Raw genomic sequence first — 19,515 nt, forward strand, 5'->3', positions numbered from 1 at the left:
GGGTTACAGGGGGGAGATGGTACCCAGTGCTCCGATTGCGAAGGCCAATACCAGAAAGCCGAATACAAAAATTGCCATCTTGCCCATGGGAGCTCCTAACTGAGGGGGTGCGGCTGTCGAAGGCCACATTGTCTGCCCCCTTCTGATCTGGAAACAGATGCAGCTAGCGAGGCAAAAAGCGGATCAGATGAGTTCGGCTCAAAAGCCCAGGCTGGACGCAACCGTCTACCGCGCCCACCGCCTCGCCCCCGCCACACACAGGATCACCCCCACCGTCACCCCCAGCATACCCGGGCTGACCTGCTCGCCCAGCAACCCCGCCGCCAAGGCCAGGCCAAAGAACGGCTGCAGCAGCTGCAACTGCCCCACCGCCGCAATCCCGCCCTGGGCCAGGCCGCGGTACCAGAACACGAAACCGATCAGCATGCTGAACAGCGACACATACCCCAGGCTCACCCACGCCGGCAGGCTGATACCCGCGAACGTCGACGGCGCCAGGTACCAGGTCAGCACCAGCATCACCGGCAACGACACCAGCAGCGCCCAGCAGATCACCTGCCAACCGCCCAGCGCCCGCGACAACCGCGCCCCCTCGGCATAACCCAGGCCGCACACCACCACCGCCAGCAGCATCAGCAGGTCACCCTGGGGCGACGCCGCCAAGCCCTGCGACAACGCAAAGCCCACCACCATCAAGCACCCCAGCACCGAAAACAGCCAGAACACCGGGCGCGGGCGCTCGCCCCCGCGCAGCACGCCAAACACCGCGGTGGCCAGCGGCAGCATGCCGATGAACACGATCGAATGCGCCGAGGTCACGTACTGCAAGGCCAGCGCGGTCAGCAGCGGAAACCCCACCACCACCCCAAGCGACACCACGATCAAGGGCATTACCTGAGCCCGGGTCGGGCGCGGTTGCCTGAGCAGCATCAGCAAGGCCAGCGCCAGTACACCGGCAATGGCGGCACGCGCCACGGTGAGGAACACCGGGTCGAATTCCAGCACCGCCAGGCGCGTGGCCGGCAAGGAGCCGCTGAAAATCACCACGCCGATCAGGCCGTTGATCCAGCCACGGGTGGCGTCGTCCAGGGTACGAGGTTTGAGAGTCTGTTCCATTGAAGTCACGCTCGACAGGTTGCAGGGGTAAGGGCACGCTTGCCAAAAACCATGCTAGGGCCGACGATCAGCACAATCAAAAAATCGTCATGGATACATCTGCACATGCCTCGTTCGCGCTACAAGGCCCTGGTCGACACCTTTGCCGCCGACATTCGTGACGGCAGGCTCGCCCCTGGCACCCGCCTGCCCACCCACCGTCACCTGGCCGCGACCCATGGCCTGGCCCTGGTCACCGCGTCACGGGTTTATGCCGAACTCGAGCAGATGGGCCTGGTGAGCGGCGAGACCGGGCGCGGCACCTTCGTGCGCGAAACCTCGCTGCCGCCCGACCTGGGCGTCGACCAGCAGGTGGTGGCCGCCGGCATGGCCGACCTGAACTTCAACTACCCGGCATTGCCCGGCCAGGCCGACCTGCTGCGCAGCGGCTTGCGCCAGCTGGCACTGAGCGGCGACCTGGAGGCGCTGCTGCGCTACCAGCCCCATGCCGGGCGCGCCCATGAACGCGCCTGCATCGCCCGGCACCTGCTCGGTTGCGGGCTAGAGGTGAATCCAGAGCAGGTACTGATCGTCAGCGGCGCCCAGCACGGGTTGGCCGTGGTGCTGATGGCCCTGCTGCAGCCCGGCGACGTGATCGCGGTCGACGCCCTCACCTACTCCGGGTTCAAGGTGCTGGCCGAGGCGTTGCGCCTCGAGATGCTGCCGATTCCGGTCACGCCCCACGGGCCGGACCTCGGCGCCCTGCAGCGGCTGTGCCGCAGCCGCCCGGTACGCGCGGTGTACAGCATGCCCACGCTGCACAACCCGCTGGGCTGGGTGATGAGCCAGGAGCAGCGCGAACAACTGGTGTCGATTGCCCGCACCCACAACCTGCACCTGATCGAGGACGCCGCCTACGCCTTCCTGGCCGACGACGCGCCGCCGCCCCTGGCCCAGCTGGCACCGGAGCGCACGCTGTACGTATCAGGCCTGTCGAAGAACGTCGCCACCGGCCTGCGCGTGGGCTTCATTGCCGCCCCGCCGCACCAGGTTGCCGCGCTGGAGCGCTCCATTCGCGCCACCACCTGGAACACCCCCGGGGTGATGACCGCCATTGCCTGCGCCTGGATCGAGGACGGCACGGTGGAGCGCCTGGAAGCCGAGAAGCGCGCCGATGCCCAGGCCAGGCAGGCCATCGCCCGCGAAGTACTGGCGGGCATGCCCTGCGTCACCCACCCCACTTCGTACTTTCTGTGGCTACCGCTGGCCGATGACGCCCGCGCCGAACAGATCGCCGCCGCCCTGATGCGCGAACAGGTGGCGGTGTCCACCGCGCAGCCGTTCGCCACCACCAGTCACGTGCCGCGTGCACTCAGGCTGGCGCTGGGCTCGGTGGACCTGGACACGCTGCGCGCGGCGCTGGCGAAGGTACGCTGGGTGGTGCAGGCGTACTCCTGAAGCCCACGCCTCAGAAGTCGTAGCGTGCACTCATGCCCAGGGTGCGCGGCGTACCCAGCACCCCGGTGTAGGCGCCGTTGGGCGAGTTCCACAGGGTGGTGTAGTAGGTCTTGTCGAAGGCGTTCTTCAGCCACAGCGACACGTCCCACTGGCCCTGGCCCCAGTCGCCGCGCACCCCCGCCGACAGGTTGACCAGCGCATACCCCGGCAACTGCGCCAGGCGCGAATCGTCCACCGTGCCCACCGCCTGCGAGCGCCAGGCGTAGTTGCCGTTCACGTAGGGTTGCAGGCCGTTCTCCAGGTCCCACTGGTAGCTGGCGCTGGTGTTGGCAATCCATTTGGCCGCGCCCACCACGTTATGCCCGCTGAGGTCGCAGGCGGCCGGGGCGCCGGGGCGCAAGGCCACCTCCGCCGGGCATGGGGCGTTGTCGTAGGACAGGTAGCGCACATCATTCCACGAGCCGTTCAGGCTCAGCGTCAGGCCACGGCTCACCCGCCAGGTACTGTCCAGCTCAAGGCCACGGCTGCGCACGCTGCCGGCGTTGGTCAGGTAGCTGGTGAGGTTGGCGTCGTCGTAGGCGTTGGTCTGGTAGCCGTGCACAATCGTCCAGAACAGGTTGGCATTGAGTTGCAGGCGCTGATCCAGCAGCGTGGTCTTGATGCCCAGTTCGGCGTCGTTGGCCCGTTCGCTGCCGATCAGCAGCGAGTCGGCGCCGGCCACCGGGGCGCTGGCCACGCTGAGGTTGACCCCGCCGGACTTCTCCCCATGGGACAACGAGCCATACGCCAGTACCTGGTCGTTCACCCGCCAGGCCAGGCTGGCCAGCGCCGACGGGCTGAAGCTGTAGAGGCTGAGGTCGCCCGAATCATAGGCGCCGACACGCCCCTGCCTTACCGCTGCCGCCGCCCCCGTCACGCTCGCGCCGCCCACCGGGGCATCGCGCGTCACCCTGGCCAACTTGCGCTCGTAGGTACCGCGCAGGCCCAGGCTCAGGTCCAGGCGCGGGGTCAGGTGCCAGGTGCCCTGGGCAAAGGTGGCGAAGCTGTCGGTGTCGATGCTGCCGTGGCCCACGCTGTTCACATCGTTCAATGCGCCCTGCGGGGTGCCGTTCCAGGTGTCGGCCAGCGGCCCGTATTCGGTGAACACGCGGTTTCGCATTTGCTGGCCAAAGTAATAGCCGCCCACCACGTAATCGAACCGCTCACCCAGCGGCGAGGCCAGGCGCAGCTCTTGCGAATACTGCTTGTCGCGGGCCGACTGGCCGACGTTGTGCATCACGTCCACGTTCAGTTCGTCGTCGTTGCGCGGGGTGAAGTCCCACCAGCGGTAGGCGCTGATCGACGTCAGCGTGAAGCCATCGGCCAGCCCCCAGTTCGCCTCCAGCGAGGTGCCGCCCTGGAACACCGTGACACGCTGGTCGGCATCGAGGTTGACCCTGCGCCCGTCGACCAGCGTCGCGCCCACCGCCTGGGCCCGCTGTTCATAGCGGTTGACCCCGTTGATGGTCGGCCCGGTGCTGAACAGCGAGCGCGTGCCGGCGCTGGAGTGCTCCTCGTTGTAGTCGCCGATCCAGCGCAGGCTGAAGTCTTCCTGCGGCTTGAACAGCAACTGCCCGCGAAAGCCCTGGCGCCGGCCGCCGCCCAGGGTGTCGCCGTCGAACCGGTTCTCCACGTAGCCGTTCTCGTCGGTGCGGTAGGCCGCCACCCGCCCGGCCAGCGTGTCGGTCAACGGCCCCGACACACCGCCCTGCACCTGCCGGTAGCCGTCCTCGCCCAGCGACGTCGACACGTTGCCCTGCGGGGTGAAGGTGGGCTGGCGGGTGGCGATGTTGAGCACCCCGGCCGTGGTGTTCTTGCCGAACAGGGTGCCTTGCGGGCCGCGCAGCAAGGCGATCTGCTCGATGTCCAGCAGGTCGAACACGGCCATGCCGGGGCGGCCCAGGTAGACGTTGTCGAGGTAGATCCCGGCGCTGCCCTCCAGGCCGTCACTGGCCGGGTTGTTGCCCAGCCCGCGAATCGACAGGCTCGACTGGCGCGGGTTCATGAACGCCACGTTGACGCTGGGCATGGCCTGTTGCAGGTCCTGCAGGCGATACAGGCGCTGGGCCTCCAGGGCCTGGGCGCCCAGCACGCTCATGGGGGTGGGCACGTGCTGCGCCTCTTCGCTGCGCCGGCGCGCCTCGACCGTCACCGGGGCAAGGGTCGGGGCGTCGGTGGGGGCAGGTTCAGTGGCTGACGCAGGCAGTGACAGCAGGCCCAGTGCGGCCAGGCACAGGGGGCGTGGATAAGGCAGCTTCATCATCGATTCCTTTGGGGGTATGGCGGTACCTCGCTGCGCGTGGTGTGCGTGAGCGTGAGGGTGGGTGCTGGTGCGCTGTGTTCAGGCTTTCAGCCAGGGAATGTCGTCGCGCTGGTAACGGTGCGCGCGGAAGATCGCGTTGTTCTCGCCCGGCAGGTAGCGGCGCGAGGCCGCATCGGGGTAGGCGGCAAAATGCGGGTTGATGTACTCCCACACCACCTCGCCGGCCGGCGTCACTTCGAACAGGCGGCCGAAGTTGGCCTCGGTGATCAGCGTGTTGCCGTTGTGCAGGCGCTGCGCACCGCCCATGAACGGGGTGAAGAAGGCATAGCCGGGGGTATCGGCGTACTGCCATTCGATGCGCCGGGTCAGCGGGTCGATCTCCAGGATGCGCGAGTGCGGCATCGACACGTGGGGCCGCGAAATACCGTTGTCGAACACCAGGATGCGGCCGTTCTCCAGCTCGCTCGGGCAATGCTGCTGCGCCACCAGATCGTGGCCCAGACGCCACAGCACCTCGCCGCTGCCGCGCTGCACGGCGATCACCGACGACACGCTGCGCAGGCTGAGGATCACCTTGCCATCGCGACCCGGGGTCACCGCGTTGGTCATGGGCCAGTGGTAGCGCTCGAAGGTGTCGTGCAGCGGGTAGTCCTCGGGGCGCAGGTGCTCCCAGCTGCGCCACTCCCACACCACCTGGCCCTGGCGATCCACCTCCTTGACCACGTCGGCATAGATCACCCCGCCCGCCGCCTCGCTGCCGGGAATACCGCCCACCACGCGGCTGGCCAGCTCGGGGCTCAGGGGCTCGACCGTGGTGTACAGCAGGTGGCCGTTGTCCAGCCACTGGGCATCGTGGTGGTGCAGCAGGTCGGTGTGCTGCCACACCACCTCGCCTTGCGCGGTGACTTCACTGAAGGCGCCGCCGTGCCACACCGACCAGCCGGGGAACAGCTCGGGGGAGTCGGGGTGGTTGCCGTTGTAGCCCAGGTTGCCGTTGGGCAGTATCACCGCGTCGCGACCGGGGCGCTGGGGCAGCTTCCAGCGGTGTACCACTTCGCCGTCCAGGTCGATCAGGAACACGTTGCCGTCGGCGGTCTGCGGTGCGAACAGGGTGTAACCCCCGGCGCTGCGGGCGTGATCCACGGCAACCAGGCCGGTCCTGTGGCGTTTGAGGGTCGGGGTGTGCAGGGCAGTCATGAGGTTTCTCCGGGTAAGTGGTGCCCTGCCGACGGCAGGTCGGCATGGCAGGTCGAGTTGAAGTGTTTAGTCAGGTTATGGCAGCAAGCTGTTGAAACGGCTATCGAATACCTGTTCAACCTGCAGCGGTTTTGGGATCAGGCGCTCGGCGGCGAAGGCATCGGCCAGGCGTTGCTGCAAGGCGATGATCGAAGGGTCGATGGGCACATAGCGCAGGTGCTGGTGCGCCAGCATCTCGCGCACCAGCTCAAGGGGCAGGCGCGTGCTGCCTGCCAGCGCCTGGGCCCAGGCATCCGGGTGGGCGGTGGCCCACGCCTGCGCCCTGGCCAGGCGCACCATCAGCTCGCCCAGCTGTCGAGCACGCTGCGGGTCGGCCAGGGCCTGGCCGCTGGCGACCGTGAAGTTAAGGCCGGTCTCGGGCCAGGCCGAGCCGTCCACCAGCACCCGGGCGCCGTGGGCGGTGGCCTGCCCGACAAAGGGGTACCACACCGCCCAGGCGTCCAGGTGGCCACTGGCAAAGGCGTTTTGCGCATCGATGGGGCTGGCATAGGCGATCTTCACCTCCCGGGGGCTCAGCCCGGCCTGGCGCAGCGCGGCCAGCAGCAGGTAGTGGCCGCTGGAGCCCTTGGCCACCGCCACGCGCCGGCCCTTTAGGTCGGCCACCTGTTGCACCGTCGAGCCTTGTGGCAGCAGCAGCGCATTGTTGTTCTGGGCGCCGTCGGCCACGCCGATGATACGGATGTCGAAACCACCGGCCTGGGCAAACACCGGCGGCGCATTGCCCACCACCCCCACATCCACCGCCCCGGCACTCAGCGCCTCGAGCAAGGCCGGGCCGGCCGGGAACGGGTGCCAGCTCAGGGGCAAGGTAGGAGTCTGGGCCTCCCCGGCGGCCTGCAGCAGGGTTTGTACCAGCCCGCTCTGGTCGCCGACCCGCAGCGCGGCAGGTGCGGCGCTGACGGCCTGGGCCAGCACCATGCCGGCGCACAGCGCCACGGCGCGCAAGGTGGTGCGGCGGGCGTGCAGGTGCTTGGCAGCAGCAGCGAATAACGGCATTGTCGTCCCCTTGTTTCGTGTTGAACCCAGTATGTCGAGGCCCCCCGTGCAACTCCATGCCAAACACCCCTCCTTTGCTGCCACGCCACCCGCGCCCCGCGCGGTGGTGGTGCTGGGTTTCGACGATGCGTTGCTGCTCAATGCGGCCGGCCCGCTGGAGGTGTTCGGCGCCGTGCCGCGCCTGCTGGCCGGCGCGTTCGCACAGCACCCGCCCTATCGCCTGGTACTGGCCTCGCCCGAGGGCGGCCTGATCAGCACGGTGTCGGGCATCGAGGTGATGACCCGTTCACTGGCGCAGCTGGACCTGGATCTGCGCGACATCGACACCCTGATCGTGGCCGGCGGCCCTGGGGTGGCCGCACTGGAAGCAGACCCGCGCGCGTGCGACTGGCTGCGCCGGCGCCATGGGCAGATTCGCCGGCTGTGCTCGGTGGGCACGGGCACCTTCGCGCTGGCGGCTGCGGGCCTGCTCGATGGCCGTCGGGTGGTGACCCACTGGAAGTTCAATGACGAGTTGCAGGCGCGCTACCCCAGCGTGCAGTGCCAGCCCGACGCGCTGTACCTGAATGACGCCAACCTGTGGACCTGCGGCGGCGCCACGGCGGGCATCGACCTGGCGCTGGCACTGGTGGAGCAGGACCTCGGCCCCCACGCGGCCCTGGCGCTGGCACGCTACTTCACGGTGTTTCTGTGGCGCTCGGCCGGGCAACCGCAGCTCAGTGCCTCGTTGCAGGCACAGTCCAACGCGCTGCGCACCGCACCGGATGTGCGCCTGGCCCGGCTGCATGCCTGGATCGCCGCCAATCTGGATGGCGACCTGCGGGTGGAGCGCCTGGCCGAGCAGTTCGGCATGAGCCCGCGGCATTTTGCCCGGGCCTATGTGGCGGCCACGGGTGACACGCCGGCCCAGGCGGTGGAAACATTGCGCCTTGAAGCGGCGTGCCGCCTGCTGGAGACCACCCGCGAGCCGATCAAGCGCATTGCCGAAACCGTCGGCTTCGGCCGCGAAGAACGCATGCGCCGGGTGTTTCAGAAAGAGCTGGGCACCAGCCCGCTGGGTTATCGTACCCAGGCCAGGGCCCCGCAACCGGGCGTGCCCGTGCCGGTGGCCGGCCAGACCGGCTACCGTCATGTGGAGCGGCCGGGCATCGCGCTGGAGCATCTGGCGCAGTAGATTCGGATTGTCGAGAACGGAGTGATCATGAAAGTTCTGTATACCCTGCTTGCCCTGCTGGCGTTGAGCGGACTGGGTGGCACTGCCTATGCCAAGGCACCGGCAGCAGAGGCGGCGCGCGAGTTCGTGGTCAAGAGCCAGGCCGGGGCCAACCTGGGGCCGATTGCGCTGTCGGCGGCCATGCGCACCAACACCTACGGCCTGCTGACTGCGCAGGTCGGCAGCCAGCAAGCGGAAAAGAGCGTGACGGCGGCCATCAAGGGGTTGCTGCCCAAGTACCAGCCGCAGTGGGACCAGCACCTGGTCGAGGCCTACAGCCAGTCGTTTTCGGCGAAGGAGCTGGCGTCACTGGCCAGCGAAGGTCGCGAATCCAAGTATGCCGACAAGGTGATGACCAAGCAGCCAGACATCGGCAAGGCCATGCAGGCCAGTGCCAGGCCGGTGCTGATCGAACTGGTGACCGAAGCGTTGAAGGTGGCGGTGGCGGCGCATCCGGTGAAGTGAGGGGCGTAGGTGCCTGCCTGCTGGTGCTGCGCACCCGATCGCGGGTCAAGCCCGCTCCCACAGGTTTGCGCTGCTTCTGTGGGAGCGGGCTTGGCCCGCGATCCCAGTGCGCGGTTTCGTGAACGATGAACTCAGCGGGGATCTTCAACGCGCCTTCACCTCGGCCAGCGCCTCGCGCAGTGCCTGTGCATCGGCCACTTCCTGCTTGGCCGTCACGCGCCCGTGCTCCAGTTGCAGCAACAGCACCGTGTCCTCGGCGCCCGGGTAACGCGAGGCCACCCGCCCCTCGCGGTCCAGCAGCACGCGGTAGCTGTAGTCGCGCATGGCCGGGATGGCGAACAGCTTGGCGATCAGCGCCGGCATGCGCTGCACGTCGGCGACAAACACACCCTTGCGCGCCTCCAGGTAGCCCTTGGGCTGCCCCTCCAGCACCGCCTTGACCAGCTTGCCACCCTCCATGCTGCGCGCCACCAGCACCAGGGCCGTGTCGTCGTTTAGGGTATACGGCTGCTCGAACTGGTCGAGCAGGGTCCACGGGGCCACGCGCTCGCCCACCTCAAGCGCCTGGGCAACGATGGGCATCAGGCCCAGCAACAGCACGATCAGCACTCTCACACCACACCTCGTTCATTGGGCTTCGACAAGCCGGCGACTATAGCGCGACTCAGGCAGGCGAAGACATCGCCCGCGCCACCGCATAAAGTGACGCTTTTTTCCGGGAGGTATGGATGAACGCGCCCACTGACCACACCCTCACCGCCCGCGAGGTGTGCCAGCAGCTACGTGACGCCGCCCTGGGGCTGGCCAGCCTGCAGTGCCTGCAGGCGCAACCGGCCAGTGGCGTGATGCAGGTGCAGATCGACGGCTGGCAGTTGAGCCTGGATGTCGAACACGGCCACCTGCACCACTGCCAGCGTTGCCAGAGCCCGGATGGCCGGGTGTACGAGCCTGGCTTGCGCTACGGCACCGACCCGGTCTACCTGCTCAGCACCTGGGAACTGGCCCGGATCGAGCGCCTGCTCGGCGCCTAGCGCTGCGCCATGGCATGGCGCGCGCACTGTTCGTAGTAGGTCTGCTTGATGGCTGGCGGCTTGAGCCGCGAGCGGCTGTTGTAGGTCTGTTCGGTAATGCCCATGGCCGTCATGCGCATCCACGGCTTGGGGAACTTGCGCGATTGCAGGCGCTTGCGCGCGGCATACAGCGTGACCCCGGACAGCTTGGACTGCTGCGCGCCGGCGGCAATCTCCGAACCCCAGCTGCACACGAAGCGGTCATTCTTGTTCAGCGCCTTGGCGTGCGTCGCCAGCGAGAAGGTGGCCAGTGCGCACACGGCCACGGTCATCACGAAACCTCGCATGAAGTCATCCTAACCCGTTGAAAGGCGGCGAGTTTGCCAAGGATGAAAAGGCGCCGGGGCCAGCAAATTGCCTTATGTGTCCTCCAGCAGTTGCAGCAGGCCCAGTGCATCGCCTACCGCAGCGCCGCTGGCGGTGTTGTCGAAGATGCACCAGCACTCCACGCCGGCCTGCAGGGTCTGGCGTATGTCCTGGGCCAGCAGTGCCAGGCGTTCGTGCCCATAGGCGCTGTGATAGAGGCGTGGCGAGCCGTGCAGGCGCCAATAGCGCAAGCCGGCCCAGCCACCTGGCTGCACGGCACCGATGGGGCTGGGGTCGGCCCCCACCTGGGCAATGCGCCAGCGTTCGAGCAACGCCCCGGCGTCGGCCCAGGAGGCATGGCGCGGCTCGAACGCCACGGCGCCGGCGTAGCGCTCACGCAGTGCACCGAAGAACGCCTGCGCCACCTGCGGCTCGCAGGCCAGCGATGGCGGGGTCTGCACCAGCAGGCATCCCAGGCGCTCGCCCAGCTGCGTGCACTGCTGCACAAACGCATCCAGCAACCCGGCGCAGTCATGCAGGCGTTGCACATGGGTGATCTGCTTGGGCACCTTGACCGAGAATGCGAAGCCTGGCGGTACCGCATGAGCCCAGCGCGCATAGGTGGCGGGCTGGTGCGGGCGGTAGAACGAGCTGTTGATTTCCACGGCCGGCAGGCGCGACGCATAACGCTGCAGGTGCGTGCCCTGCTCGGCGAACGCCGGCCAGTACGCGCGCGGCAGGCTCCAGCCGGCACAGCCGATGCGCAACAAGGGGCTCATCGAGGGGCCTTGAGTTCGATCCAGGTGGGTGCATGGTCGCTGGCATGCGCTTCGTTGCGCACCCAGGCGTCGACCCCGGCGTTTTTCAGGCGCCTGGCCAGCGGCGGGTTGAGCAGCAGGTGGTCGATGCGCAGCCCCGAGTTCTTCTGCCAGTGCTGGCGAAAATAGTCCCAGAAGGTGTACACCCGCTCGTCCGGGTACAGGTGGCGGATAGCGTCCGTCCAGCCCTGGGCCAGCAGGCGCTGGTAGCATTCGCGGCTTTCGGGCTGCAGCAGCGCGTCCTTGAGCCAGGAGCGCGGGTTGTAGATATCCAGGTCGGTGGGCACCACATTGAAGTCGCCGGCCAGCAGCACCGGGTGCTCGCTGTTCACCAGGCCCTGGGCGTGGGCGATCAGGCGTTCGAACCAGGCCAGCTTGTAGTCGAACTTGGGCCCCGGTTGCGGGTTGCCATTGGGCAGGTACAGGCAGCCGACCTGAATGCCCAGCACCGCCGCTTCGAGATACCGGCTTTGCGTATCGTCCTCGCTTCCCGGCAAGCCGCGGCGCACCTCCAGCGGTTGCGCGTCACGGGCCAGAATCGCCACGCCGTTCCACGACGCCTGGCCATGGTGCAGGCAGCCATAGCCGAGGGCTTCGAAGTCAGCCACAGGGAACGCGCTGTCTACCGCCTTGAGCTCCTGCAGGCAGGCGATGTCGGGCTGTTCCCGCTCCAGCCAGGCCAGCAGGTTGGGCAGCCGCGCCCGCAGGCCGTTGATGTTGAATGTGGCGATCTTCAGCGTTTTCATCCGCACCTCCCTGGCGATCAGGTATCCGGGTCGTCGACCTTGGCCTCCACGGCCGCTTCGATGGCGTGCGTGTTCGCCTCGTCGGCCATGGCCTTGAGCGCCAGCCAGTCGTCCCATTCGATGGCACCGTCGTCCAGCAGCGCCTGGGCCAGGCTGATCAGGGCCTGGTGGTAGGCATCCGGCGACTCCAGCCGGTAACTCTGATCGTCCAGCACGGCATACCAGGCTTTGAGTTCAGGCGTATTGCGGTCAACCGACATGGCATTGTCCTCTGGGTCACTCAGCTCTAGTGAGTGCCGGGCGTGGCCGAACGTTCAGTTGCAGTGCACAGGCGGTCAGTCGGCCGCCACCACCTGATTGCGCCCCTGGGCCTTGGCGCGGTACATCGCCTGGTCGGCGCTGTTGAGCAGGGTGTGCAGGTCGCTGTGCGCCGCACTGGCCACCGCCACGCCGAAGCTGGCCGTCATGCCCTGGCGACCATCGCTGTGGTGCACGAACTGCAATTGGGCGATGGCTTGCGCCAACTGCTCGGCGATGCCCAGCGCCGTGTCCATCGGGGTGTCGGCCAGCAGCACCGCGAACTCCTCCCCGCCCAGCCGACCGTACACGTCGGTGTCGCGGAACGAGGCCTTGATCACCCCGCCGATCTGGCGCAGCACCTCGTCGCCGACCTGATGACCGTAGGTGTCGTTGATGCGCTTGAAGTGATCGATGTCCAGCATCAATGCGCACAGCGGGCGGTGCTCGCGCTGGCTGTGGGAGTACAACTGCTGGGCATGTTCGAAGAACGCCCGGCGGTTCTTCAGGCCGGTCAGCTCATCGGTTTGCGCCGCGCTGCTGGCGATGTGGTGCGCGCGTTCCATCTCGTGGGTCAGGCATAACGCCTTCTCCAGCGCCGCGCAGAGCTTGCCGGTGGCACGCAGCATGAACGAGGAAAACACCAGCACCGCCAGGGCCATGCCGGTCTGCAGCTGCGAAGGCTGAAACAGCAGCCACAGCGTGCAGGGCAGCAGCACCAGGCCGATGGCGGCCAGGGTCATCGAGCGGTAGGCGTAATAGCAGGATACCGCGCTGCCCGACATGCCCACGGCGAACAACAGCACGATCGCCTGGGCCAGCAGGCTGTCGTGCGGCATCACCGCCAGCGCCCCCAGGCCCCACACGCCGGCACTGAACACCAGGGTGACCCAGTATCTGCGTTCCCAGCGCGAGGGGGTATGGCTGGTCTCGGGGCTGCGGTAGTAAGCGGTGAACAGCACGATGCGCGACAGGGTCGCCACGCTCAGCACGCCGATCCAGCTCAACGCGACGTTGTGTTCGATGTAGTCCCAGCACAGCCAGCACAGCATCACTGCGCCAAGAAAGCTGCCGTACACCGCGGTCAGCGACTGACGGAACAGCAACTGCAAACGGTCGGTACGGGCCAGTTGCGCCACAGTGGCATCAGGGTGCGAAAAGGGATGATCCATTGGCTATGCCCGCTATGGTGAAGCGCTGGTAAGCCGCATTGTGGCACTGTGCGATCATCTCGAACAGCCGGCTGTCGGCTGGGGCGCGCACGTGCGATTGAATGTTCAGAGGGTCGAGGATAGCCTGTGCGCACGGCGGCCATGCCGACGTCTGACGCCAGGAGTGCACCATTGGTCTTGAACCTCGATATTCGCAGCTATCAGGCTGAAAGCGCTCATCACCAGCATGACTTCACGCAACTGGTGCTGCCCATCTGCGGGCGCATGGAAATCGACGTGGATGGCCGTGGCGGCAGCATCGACAATGCCCTGGCGGCGCTGGTGCGACCCGGTTCGCAGCACGCGCAGCTGGCGCAGCCCGGCAGTCGCTTCCTGGTGCTCGACTGTGCCCCCGATGCACTGCACGGCCAGCCGTTCACGGCGCTGGCGCAACGCACCTATGTCACCATCCCGCCCGCTACCCGGCGCCTGATCGAATATGCCGAGCTCATCGGCCGTGACCAGCTGGCGGCCACTGCAACGCACCTGGCGCCCTTGCTGCTGGCGTCGCTGGCCGCCCTGCCGGTGCAGCCGAACCCCGGCCTCAACCGCCTGATTGCCCAGGTACACGCCCGACCAGCCGCCGCCTGGAGCAACGAGCGCATGGCCCATGTCGCGGGCATGAGCCTCAGCCAGCTGCATCAGCGCTTTCGCGAGCTGCATGACTGCACCCCGCAGGGCTGGCTGACCCGCGTAAGGATCGAGCAGGCGCAGCGCTGGCTGGGCGACAGCCACCTGGCGATTGCCGAGATTGCCCTGCGCAGCGGCTTCAGCGACCAGGCCGCCCTCACCCGCGCCATGCAGCGGGTGGGCGGCATCACCCCCGCCGCCTACCGCAGGCGCCAGCAACAGCCTGGGTAAAAAACCCCGCAGTCGGCGCCAATACCACCACTGGCAAAACCCGCATGCTGGGCACCTTTCACGGCAGGGGTGGTGCGATGTTCGCTGATCGTTCGTTGGTAAAGGGGCTTGGCTACGGCGTGGCGGCCGGGGTGTGCTGGGGCGTGATCTTCCTGGGCCCCGAACTCACCCCAGGGTTGAGCGGGGTGCAGTTCGCGGTACTGCGGTTCCTGTGTTACGGGCTGTTTTCGCTGGTGCTGCTGATGCCGCGCCTGCAGCGGGTATGCGCGCAGCTCACCCGTGCCGACTGGGTCTCGCTGTTCTGGCTGAGCCTGGTGGGCAACCTGGTGTACTACTCGCTGGTGGGCACCGGCGTGCAACTGGTCGGCATCGCCACCACCTCGTTGATCGTCGGTCTGATCCCGGTGCTGGTGACCCTGGCGGGGCGCCATGACGCCAACGCGGTGCCTGTGCGGCGGCTGATCCCCTCGCTGACGCTGGCGATGGCCGGCGTGGCCCTGATCAGCCTCGATGCGTTGCACAGCGGCGCCGACACCCGCACCAGCAGCGGCCAGGTGATAGCCGGCCTGCTGTGCGCCGTGGGCGCGCTGGTGAGCTGGAGCTGGTACGCGGTGGCCAACGCCCGCCGGCTGGCCCTGGTCGGCGGCGTGTCCTCCCACGACTGGGCCTTGCTCACGGGCCTGATGACCGGCGCACAGGCGCTGGTGCTGGCGATCCCGGTGCTGGGCCCTGAAGTGGCGGCCCATGGCGCGGCAACCTGGGTTCACTTCGTGCTGGTGGCCGCGGGCGTGGCGCTGCTATCGTCGGTGGTCGGCGGCGCCTTCTGGAACCAGGCCAGCCGGCTGCTGCCGCTGGCGCTCAGCGGCCAGGTGCTGGTGGTGGAAACCCTGGCGGCGCTGCTGTTCGGCTTTTTGTGGGAACAGCGGCTGCCCGGTGCGCTGGAGCTGGTTGCTATTGCGCTGCTGGTCGGTGGCGTGGTCTGGTGCCTGAACTGCCACCGCAGCGATACTGCCAGTGCCACCGCAACCTCCTCCTGAACCAATGGACTGTGAAATGCTCACCATCAGACCCGCTACCAGCGCCGATGCCCAAGTGGCCTACGACATACGTCGGGAGGCAGTCCGTCATCACTGCATCGGGGCCTACCCGGCAGAACAGATGCTGGCCTGGACGGCGGGCACGGCCGAGGATGGCTACGCCAGCCTCATGGCCAGTCACTTCTACATGGGGTGCATCGAAGGTGAGCCGGTGGCAACCGGCATGCTGGATGTGAATGCCCGTGAAATCGGGGCGATCTTCGTGTTGCCGGGGTACATGCAGCAAGGCCTGGGCAAACAGATGCTGGCGTTTCTTGAAGCGCTGGCGCGCAACCTGGGGCTGGCGCAGGTGAACCTGGACGCCACGCTGAACGCAGCAGCCTTCTATCGACAGTGTGGTTATGTGGGCGAAGCGACAGCGCTCTATCACTCACCACGGGGCATCGACCTGGCGTGTGTGCCCATGACCAAGGTACTGGTACAGGTCGGCGCCGGCCTCTCGCGGGTCAAGCCCGCTCCCACAAGGATGGCGGTGTGCCTTGTGGGAGCGGGCTTGACCCGCGATGCTGTCACTTCGTCCCGAACATCGCCGTCCAGTAGATCCCCGCATCGCTCTTGGGGTCCACCGCATAGGCCGCGCCCAGCTCCTTGAACTGCGGGTTCATCAGGTTGGCGCAATGCCCGGCACTGGCCAGCCAGCCATCGACCACCTTGCGCACGTTGTCCTGCCCGGCGGCAATGTTTTCCCCGATCAGCTGATAGCTGTAGCCCTGCAACTCGGCGCGGTCGCCCGGCATGCGCCCGTCACGGTCGCGGTGGTCGAAGAAATTGCCGTTGGCCATGGCCCGCGTATGGCCCTGTGAGGCCTCTGCCAGGGTGGTATTCCAGGCCAGCGGCGCGCTGGCCGCATAGGCCTGGGCGCCGCACTGGCGCGGCTGGGCCCGTGCACTGTTGATCGCGTCGAGCAGCTTCTGCCCCTCCACCTGCGACTCCGCCAGCTTGGCACTGAGCAGTGGGCGCGCCAGCACGATGCGCCAGTCACGCCCTTCGCGGCTCACGCCCACATCGACGAACTGCGGGTCGAGCACCACCTTGCAGAAGCTCTCCTGGATCGCCTTCATCGCTGCCGCTGCATCGCGCGGCCCCGACAGGCTGATGGCCTGCACGCTGACCATCGGGTACGAGGCCTTCACCAGCGCCTGCTGCAAGTCACCGACACCGTTGGCCGGGAGCACCAGGCGCAGGTCGCTGGCCAGCGGCGGCAGTTCCAGCGACACCTGCTCGGCACAACGTTGCGACTGGCTGCGATAGCCATTGATCGACTCGACCAGTTGCGTCTCGTCGCTCGCCACCGCCAGCGTGGTGACAAGCATGCCCAGCGCCAACGCGCCCAGACGCAGCCTGGATGATAAGTCGTGCATGTAACTCTCCCTTGAACAAACTGCGCCCATGATGCGGGATTTTGTGTTGCTTTCGTAGCACCACGGGATGCGACGCATTATCAATACCTGCCTGTGCGCCGCTATCGAGCTTGGATGCGCAGTGCCGGCCGGCGTTCCTTGCCCTGCGCACAAATCCACCGGTTGACGCCCCTGCCCTCACACCAGCCGCAGGCTGGCAGCGGCCTGCGCGCCCGTGTCGCCAAGGCGCTGCTGCACGAATGCCCTGGCCTGGCGGGTGAGTTGATCCAGATGACGGTCGCGCTGCTTTTCGGCGTCCACCATGGCCCGCTTGCCGTGCTGCTTGAGCAGGTAGGCGTGGATCTGCTGGACCTCAAGGGTGCGGTAGATCGGCGCCACGTCGAGCACCGCCAGCAGCCCCTCGGTGGCGTGATCGCGGGTGTTCATCAATACCTGCGGCCCGCGTGCCCCCAGCACCTGAAAGCCCATCGCCTCGAAATACGCCACCTTGCCCACGGCGCAGGCCAGCTCCACGTGCGGGTAGCGCTCGCGCACCTGCCCCAGCAGGGCCCGGGCGATGCCCTGGCGCCGGTGCTTGGCCAGTACCGCCATGTACGCCACCGCGCAGGCCTGGGGGTCGTCCTGCACCGGCAGGTACAGCACGAACCCCAGCAGCCGCGAGGGGTCCTGCTCGTCGGTGGCCACCAGCAGCTCCACCGGGATGCCGCGCGCGCCACTCAGGGCCTCCAGGTACAGGTGCACCTCATAGCCGATGCCGTACTGGTAGAGGCTGTACAGCGGGTTGCTCGGCGGCAGGGCCACGCTGCTGATGTCGGTCAGGTAGTCGACCACCATCTGCAGGATCTGGCCCTTGATCGGTTCGTCGGGGGGTGTTTGCAGCAGGGTGATGACAGGCATGCGGCGTCTGGCTCCGGAAACAGGGTGACCTTGCGGTCCTGGCGGGGATTCTACAGGTCTGCGCGGCCCCGCCCTACCCCGCGCTCAAGCCCCACAGCACCTGCAGCACATGGCCGGTGGCACGCTCCACCTCGCCGCTGCGGTGCGCGATGCCCAGCTGGCGCCACAGCAGCGGCTGCAACGGGCGCATCACGATGCGCGCATCGGCCAGCGGCGTGGAGCCCTCGTTGGGCAGCAGGGTGGCGCCGTAGCCGGCAGCCACCAGGCTCTTGATCGCATCGTTGTAGTTGAGCTGGATGCGCGGCGCCGGCTGCTGGCCGGCCGCGTTGAACCACTCCGAGGTCAGGCGTGACAGCCCGGTGCTGCTGTCGTTGAGAATCAGCGGCTGGGTCGCCAGCCACTCGGGCGTGACCTGCGCCGGGCAGTCCCAGCGTGCCGGCAGGTACGCCATGACCGGGTCGCGCCGCCAGGGCTCGATGCTCAGCCCCTTCACCGGGCTTTGCGGCAGGGCCACCAGGCCGATGTCCAGCGAGCCCTCGGCGAGCTTATTGAGCGTTTCGCGCGAGGTCAGCACCGCCACCTGCACGTCGATGCCGGGGTGTGCATGGCCCAGGGCTTCCAGCGCCTGGGGCATCAGTTGCGCAATCGCCCCGGTGGACGCCCCCAATCGCACGCGCCCGGCCAGGCCCAGCACCTGACGCTGCACGTCGTCCAGTGCCTGCTGCGCGTCGGCCAGCAGGCGGCGGGCGCGCTCCACCAGGGTTTCGCCGATGGCAGTGGGCTGCACGTTGCCACGGGTGCGCGAAAGCAGGGTGCCGCCCACTCGCGCTTCAAGCTCGGCGACATGCAGGCTGACCGTGGGCGGCGCCAGGTTGAGCACCCGCGCGGCTTCGGCGAACGACCCCAGGTCGGCAATCGCCACCAGGGTACGCAAACGGTCCAGGCTGATTTCACGCATGGGTGTTGCCTCTTCAGTAAAACTGAACCTGACCTTTGTCAAATTCAACTTTTCCTATCTTAACCGGGCATCGAAGATAAGCCCTGACCTTTTTCACGTGCGAGCACACTCATGGCCACACCCGTTGTATTCATCGATGGCGACCAGGGCACCACCGGGTTGCAGATCCACCAGCGCCTGCAGGGCCGAACCGACCTGCAGTTGCTGACCCTGCCCGCCGAACACAGAAAGAGCCCGCAGCACCGCGCCGAGGCGATCAACGCCTGCGACATCGCCATGCTGTGCCTGCCCGACGATGCCGCGCGCGAAGCGGTGGCCAGCATCTGCAACCCGACGGTGCGGGTGATCGACGCCAGTTCCGCGCACCGTACCCACCCGGAGTGGGTCTATGGTTTCGCCCAGATGAGCCCGCAGCAGGCCGAGCGCATTGCATCAGCCAAGCGGGTGAGCAACCCCGGGTGCTACCCGACCGGGGCCATCGGCCTGCTCAAGCCGTTGATCGATGCCGGCCTGTTGCCGCAGGACTACCCTGCCAGCCTGCATGCCGTGTCGGGCTACTCGGGCACCGGGCGCGCCGGTGTCGAGCTATACGAGGGGCCGGATGCGGCCGGGGCGCCGGCATACCAGGCGTATGGGCTGGGGCTTGCGCACAAGCACGTGCCGGAGATCCAGCAGTACAGCGGGCTGGGCCAGCGGCCGATGTTCATGCCGGCCTATGGTGCGTTCCGCCAGGGCATCGTGCTGACCATCCCGGTGCAACTGCGGCTGTTGGCGCCGGGTGTTACCGGGGAGCGCTTGCATGCGTGCCTGGCCGAGCACTATGCGCAATTGCAGCACGTCGAGGTGCTTTCGTTGCAGCAGGCCAAGGCGCTGACGTACCTGGACCCGCAGGTGATGAACGGCACCGACGACCTGCGCCTGATGGTGTTCGAGAATGGCGAGCAGGTGCTGTTGGCGGCGGTGTTCGACAACCTGGGCAAGGGCGCGGCGGGGGCGGCGGTGCAGAATCTGGACCTGATGATGGGGGGTGAGTGAGGGGCACTTCCCTGGCGATTGGCGCGGTGGCCTCGCAGCAAAAGCCTGCATTGTGCATGTAGGCCCTGCGAC

At 67.4% G+C, this 19,515-nt stretch carries 20 protein-coding genes and 1 pseudogene; 8 read left to right on the forward strand and 13 right to left on the reverse strand.

Annotation, left to right across the window (positions count from 1 at the left end; translation table 11 throughout):
• Positions 1-225: 225 nt before the first annotated feature.
• A complete protein-coding gene (locus tag B4I46_RS07395) occupies positions 226-1,116 on the reverse strand; it encodes a DMT family transporter (RefSeq protein ID WP_054915345.1) in 891 nt (296 codons plus the stop codon).
• 105 nt (positions 1,117-1,221) lie between these two features.
• On the opposite strand from B4I46_RS07395, the gene B4I46_RS07400 reads away from it, so the two are divergent.
• On the forward strand, positions 1,222-2,553 hold the full coding sequence (locus tag B4I46_RS07400) for a PLP-dependent aminotransferase family protein (protein ID WP_043860508.1): 1,332 nt from the start codon (positions 1,222-1,224) through the stop codon (positions 2,551-2,553).
• Between the two features lie 10 nt (positions 2,554-2,563).
• Here B4I46_RS07400 and B4I46_RS07405 read toward each other — a convergent pair whose 3' ends face one another.
• From B4I46_RS07405 to B4I46_RS07415, 3 genes are all read right to left on the reverse strand, one after another.
• A complete protein-coding gene (locus B4I46_RS07405; protein WP_286899354.1) occupies positions 2,564-4,852 on the reverse strand; it encodes a TonB-dependent receptor in 2,289 nt (762 codons plus the stop codon).
• An 81-nt stretch (positions 4,853-4,933) separates the two neighbouring features.
• A complete protein-coding gene (locus B4I46_RS07410) occupies positions 4,934-6,052 on the reverse strand; it encodes an aryl-sulfate sulfotransferase (protein ID WP_043860506.1) in 1,119 nt (372 codons plus the stop codon).
• Positions 6,053-6,127: 75 nt separating this feature from the next.
• The gene (locus B4I46_RS07415; protein WP_286899356.1) at positions 6,128-7,108 is read right to left on the reverse strand and encodes an ABC transporter substrate-binding protein; all 981 of its coding nucleotides are present in this window, start codon (positions 7,106-7,108) and stop codon (positions 6,128-6,130) included.
• A 46-nt stretch (positions 7,109-7,154) separates the two neighbouring features.
• Between B4I46_RS07415 and B4I46_RS07420 the strand changes: the two genes are divergently transcribed.
• Both B4I46_RS07420 and B4I46_RS07425 read left to right on the forward strand, forming a co-directional pair.
• Positions 7,155-8,282, forward strand: coding sequence for a GlxA family transcriptional regulator (locus B4I46_RS07420; protein ID WP_253087004.1), 1,128 nt, complete (start codon positions 7,155-7,157; stop codon positions 8,280-8,282).
• Positions 8,283-8,309: 27 nt separating this feature from the next.
• Positions 8,310-8,786, forward strand: a complete 477-nt coding sequence (locus B4I46_RS07425; RefSeq protein ID WP_253087003.1) for a hypothetical protein — start codon at positions 8,310-8,312, stop codon at positions 8,784-8,786.
• A gap of 144 nt (positions 8,787-8,930) precedes the next feature.
• On the opposite strand, the gene B4I46_RS07430 is transcribed toward B4I46_RS07425, so the two are convergent.
• Complete coding sequence (locus B4I46_RS07430) at positions 8,931-9,368, reverse strand: FAD/FMN-containing dehydrogenase (RefSeq protein WP_213086014.1); 438 nt, start codon at positions 9,366-9,368, stop codon at positions 8,931-8,933.
• Positions 9,369-9,514: 146 nt separating this feature from the next.
• Here B4I46_RS07430 and B4I46_RS07435 point away from each other — a divergent pair, with 146 nt between their 5' ends.
• Positions 9,515-9,817, forward strand: coding sequence for a DUF7693 family protein (locus B4I46_RS07435; RefSeq protein WP_043860502.1), 303 nt, complete (start codon positions 9,515-9,517; stop codon positions 9,815-9,817).
• Here B4I46_RS07435 and B4I46_RS07440 read toward each other — a convergent pair.
• The 5 genes from B4I46_RS07440 to B4I46_RS07460 form a co-directional block, all read right to left on the reverse strand.
• The gene (locus B4I46_RS07440) at positions 9,814-10,143 is read right to left on the reverse strand and encodes a hypothetical protein (protein ID WP_043860501.1); all 330 of its coding nucleotides are present in this window, start codon (positions 10,141-10,143) and stop codon (positions 9,814-9,816) included. The genes B4I46_RS07435 and B4I46_RS07440 overlap by 4 nt on opposite strands.
• 72 nt (positions 10,144-10,215) lie before the next feature.
• Positions 10,216-10,941, reverse strand: a complete 726-nt coding sequence (locus B4I46_RS07445) for a DUF72 domain-containing protein (RefSeq protein ID WP_116054404.1) — start codon at positions 10,939-10,941, stop codon at positions 10,216-10,218.
• On the reverse strand, positions 10,938-11,726 hold the full coding sequence (gene xth / locus B4I46_RS07450) for an exodeoxyribonuclease III (protein WP_286899364.1): 789 nt from the start codon (positions 11,724-11,726) through the stop codon (positions 10,938-10,940). Before xth ends, B4I46_RS07445 begins: the two co-directional genes overlap by 4 nt.
• 17 nt (positions 11,727-11,743) lie before the next feature.
• Positions 11,744-11,986, reverse strand: coding sequence for a hypothetical protein (locus B4I46_RS07455; protein ID WP_043860498.1), 243 nt, complete (start codon positions 11,984-11,986; stop codon positions 11,744-11,746).
• 75 nt (positions 11,987-12,061) lie between these two features.
• A complete protein-coding gene (locus B4I46_RS07460) occupies positions 12,062-13,195 on the reverse strand; it encodes a GGDEF domain-containing protein (RefSeq protein ID WP_286899368.1) in 1,134 nt (377 codons plus the stop codon).
• 171 nt (positions 13,196-13,366) lie between these two features.
• Between B4I46_RS07460 and B4I46_RS07465 the strand changes: the two genes are divergently transcribed.
• The 3 genes and pseudogenes from B4I46_RS07465 to B4I46_RS07475 form a co-directional block, all read left to right on the forward strand.
• Positions 13,367-14,095: an AraC family transcriptional regulator gene (locus tag B4I46_RS07465; protein WP_104573105.1), complete on the forward strand. Its 729-nt coding sequence runs from the start codon at positions 13,367-13,369 to the stop codon at positions 14,093-14,095.
• A gap of 77 nt (positions 14,096-14,172) precedes the next feature.
• Entirely contained in the window at positions 14,173-15,132 is a 960-nt protein-coding gene (locus B4I46_RS07470; RefSeq protein WP_236176909.1) for a DMT family transporter, read from the forward strand.
• A gap of 16 nt (positions 15,133-15,148) precedes the next feature.
• A pseudogene (locus tag B4I46_RS07475) lies at positions 15,149-15,610 on the forward strand (GNAT family N-acetyltransferase); the annotation flags it as partial.
• 91 nt (positions 15,611-15,701) lie between these two features.
• On the opposite strand, the gene B4I46_RS07480 reads toward B4I46_RS07475, so the two are convergent.
• From B4I46_RS07480 to B4I46_RS07490, 3 genes are all read right to left on the reverse strand, one after another.
• A complete protein-coding gene (locus B4I46_RS07480) occupies positions 15,702-16,553 on the reverse strand; it encodes a CAP domain-containing protein (RefSeq protein ID WP_286899374.1) in 852 nt (283 codons plus the stop codon).
• Positions 16,554-16,730: 177 nt separating this feature from the next.
• Positions 16,731-17,450: a GNAT family N-acetyltransferase gene (locus B4I46_RS07485; protein WP_104573103.1), complete on the reverse strand. Its 720-nt coding sequence runs from the start codon at positions 17,448-17,450 to the stop codon at positions 16,731-16,733.
• A 73-nt stretch (positions 17,451-17,523) separates the two neighbouring features.
• Complete coding sequence (locus tag B4I46_RS07490; protein WP_286899378.1) at positions 17,524-18,408, reverse strand: LysR family transcriptional regulator; 885 nt, start codon at positions 18,406-18,408, stop codon at positions 17,524-17,526.
• Between the two features lie 111 nt (positions 18,409-18,519).
• Here B4I46_RS07490 and argC point away from each other — a divergent pair, with 111 nt between their 5' ends.
• Positions 18,520-19,443, forward strand: a complete 924-nt coding sequence (argC, locus tag B4I46_RS07495) for an N-acetyl-gamma-glutamyl-phosphate reductase (protein ID WP_286899379.1) — start codon at positions 18,520-18,522, stop codon at positions 19,441-19,443.
• Positions 19,444-19,515: the final 72 nt, after the last annotated feature.

Origin of the sequence: Pseudomonas sp. UBA7500, from assembly GCF_002478435.1 — a bacterium.
Taxonomy (GTDB): domain Bacteria; phylum Pseudomonadota; class Gammaproteobacteria; order Pseudomonadales; family Pseudomonadaceae; genus Aquipseudomonas; species Aquipseudomonas palmensis.

Bases quoted from the DNA above. Each gene is read 5' to 3' on its own strand.
- B4I46_RS07480 (WP_286899374.1), bottom strand. From the start codon at position 16,553: ATGCACGACTTATCATCCAGGCTGCGTCTGGGCGCGTTGGCGCTGGGC.
- B4I46_RS07405 (WP_286899354.1), bottom strand. From the start codon at position 4,852: ATGAAGCTGCCTTATCCACGCCCCCTGTGCCTGGCCGCACTGGGCCTG.
- B4I46_RS07440 (WP_043860501.1), bottom strand. From the start codon at position 10,143: ATGCGAGGTTTCGTGATGACCGTGGCCGTGTGCGCACTGGCCACCTTC.
- B4I46_RS07470 (WP_236176909.1), top strand. From the start codon at position 14,173: ATGTTCGCTGATCGTTCGTTGGTAAAGGGGCTTGGCTACGGCGTGGCG.
- B4I46_RS07425 (WP_253087003.1), top strand. From the start codon at position 8,310: ATGAAAGTTCTGTATACCCTGCTTGCCCTGCTGGCGTTGAGCGGACTG.
- B4I46_RS07445 (WP_116054404.1), bottom strand. From the start codon at position 10,941: ATGAGCCCCTTGTTGCGCATCGGCTGTGCCGGCTGGAGCCTGCCGCGC.
- B4I46_RS07435 (WP_043860502.1), top strand. From the start codon at position 9,515: ATGAACGCGCCCACTGACCACACCCTCACCGCCCGCGAGGTGTGCCAG.
- B4I46_RS07455 (WP_043860498.1), bottom strand. From the start codon at position 11,986: ATGTCGGTTGACCGCAATACGCCTGAACTCAAAGCCTGGTATGCCGTG.
- argC (WP_286899379.1), top strand. From the start codon at position 18,520: ATGGCCACACCCGTTGTATTCATCGATGGCGACCAGGGCACCACCGGG.
- B4I46_RS07485 (WP_104573103.1), bottom strand. From the start codon at position 17,450: ATGCCTGTCATCACCCTGCTGCAAACACCCCCCGACGAACCGATCAAG.
- B4I46_RS07430 (WP_213086014.1), bottom strand. From the start codon at position 9,368: ATGCCCATCGTTGCCCAGGCGCTTGAGGTGGGCGAGCGCGTGGCCCCG.
- B4I46_RS07415 (WP_286899356.1), bottom strand. From the start codon at position 7,108: ATGCCGTTATTCGCTGCTGCTGCCAAGCACCTGCACGCCCGCCGCACC.
- B4I46_RS07410 (WP_043860506.1), bottom strand. From the start codon at position 6,052: ATGACTGCCCTGCACACCCCGACCCTCAAACGCCACAGGACCGGCCTG.
- B4I46_RS07460 (WP_286899368.1), bottom strand. From the start codon at position 13,195: ATGGATCATCCCTTTTCGCACCCTGATGCCACTGTGGCGCAACTGGCC.
- xth (WP_286899364.1), bottom strand. From the start codon at position 11,726: ATGAAAACGCTGAAGATCGCCACATTCAACATCAACGGCCTGCGGGCG.
- B4I46_RS07490 (WP_286899378.1), bottom strand. From the start codon at position 18,408: ATGCGTGAAATCAGCCTGGACCGTTTGCGTACCCTGGTGGCGATTGCC.
- B4I46_RS07395 (WP_054915345.1), bottom strand. From the start codon at position 1,116: ATGGAACAGACTCTCAAACCTCGTACCCTGGACGACGCCACCCGTGGC.
- B4I46_RS07400 (WP_043860508.1), top strand. From the start codon at position 1,222: ATGCCTCGTTCGCGCTACAAGGCCCTGGTCGACACCTTTGCCGCCGAC.